At 42.7% G+C, this 1475-nt stretch carries 2 protein-coding genes; both read right to left on the bottom strand.

What is annotated here, in order from left to right:
• Positions 1–598, bottom strand: a 598-nt coding sequence (locus F6K40_RS40185; protein ID WP_375340639.1) for a hydroxymethylglutaryl-CoA synthase family protein, incomplete at its 3' end; no start/stop codon positions are given.
• 4 nt (positions 599–602) lie between these two features.
• Positions 603–1475, bottom strand: an 873-nt coding sequence (locus F6K40_RS40180) for a beta-ketoacyl synthase N-terminal-like domain-containing protein (RefSeq protein WP_293145923.1), incomplete at its 5' end; no start/stop codon positions are given.

The raw sequence follows: 1475 nt of genomic DNA, 5'->3' as shown, positions 1-1475 counted from the left end.
CCATGACTTCATAACCATAGTAACCGTTGCAGCCCATATCAACTAGAAAAATATAAGGAGTATCACTGACTAAAAGAGCGACTGCTCCAGCACCACTACTCGGTTCGACAAAAGACCAATCGCAATTGATTGCTTCTCCTCCTTCAGCCACGAGAAACCGAGAGATATCGGTGGCGATAACTAAGGCTTTTGCTCCTGGAAATGTTTGGGACAAAATTAAGTTGATTGCCATTTGCAACCCTGCTGTTCCTGAGTAGCAAGCTTGTTTGAGTTCAAACATTCGGCAGTTACGACTTAAGCCCAAATGCTCCTGGATATAGGTACTCATTGATTTGCCAAAGTCAATCCCTGATTCACTGCAGGTAATCACCATTTCTATACGCTGCTTTTCAGTATCACTCAAACGATCTATGATCGGTTTGGCGGCATTAACGGCATAGGAAACTGGATCTTCATAAGGCAAAGAAACGGCTTTCTCTTTCATCATTAGATTCTCAAAGCGGGATATGTCCAACTGACGAGCTTGTGCCAACTTACCCACATCTAATTTGGCGACTCCTCCATATACACTTAAAGCTTCAATCCCAACTGATTGCATCCCTTTACTCCTTGCCCAGTAATAGAGCTGTATTTATTCCGCCAAAAGCAAAACTGTTGCTAATGGCATATTTAATTTCTGCTTTAACTGCAGTTTCTTTGACCCAATTTAGTGTATCATCAATGGGGTTAACTAGATTTTTGGTTGGATGACAAAAACTAGAGTTCATTTGTAATAAAGTAGCGATCGCTTCCACAACTCCAGCTGCCGTTAAACAATGACCTGTCAAAGATTTGGTGGCATTGACGAGGCAATGGTTAAGTCCTGCGGATTTTAAGGCAGCTATTTCTGTCCTGTCACCAAGAGGCGAACTGGTACCATGAGTATTGACATAATCAATTTGCTCTGGTTTTAAGTCGGCCATGGCTAAAGCTGCCTGCATTGCTCGTTCTTCTCCGCTTTGAGATGGTTCTGGACTACGATTACCATCTAAATTTAACCCCCAACCAAGTAGTTTTCCCTGAGAAACTACTCCTCTTGCTTGAGCGCTATCGGCTCTTTCTAGGACTAAAACTCCACAACCCTCCCCATAAATAAAACCATCATGGTCATGGTCAAATGGTCTACAGGCAAGTTCTGGACTATCGCCAAAGCGATCGCTACCCATCGCTCCCAAATTCATTAGTCCCTGACATTCATAAGCACAGATATCAAATAAACTACCAACGACAATACTAATATCTGTAACCCCTGTTACAATTTGGCGAGCTGCATGAATAATAGCGACTGCTCCACTAGCAGATGCCCCGCCAACACTGTATCCTTCTCCTTGAATCTGAAAACATTGGGAAAGTAATCCCAATATATCAGTATCCCAAACTCTCAGTACATAAGTTGGTCGTATAAGTTCAGGACGTGATTGATAACGTTGCCAGGT

This window comes from Okeania sp. SIO3I5, assembly GCF_010672085.1.
Lineage (GTDB): Bacteria > Cyanobacteriota > Cyanobacteriia > Cyanobacteriales > Microcoleaceae > Trichodesmium.
Note: the sequence above shows the minus strand (reverse complement) of the source record. Positions and strands in the feature narration are given on the sequence as shown.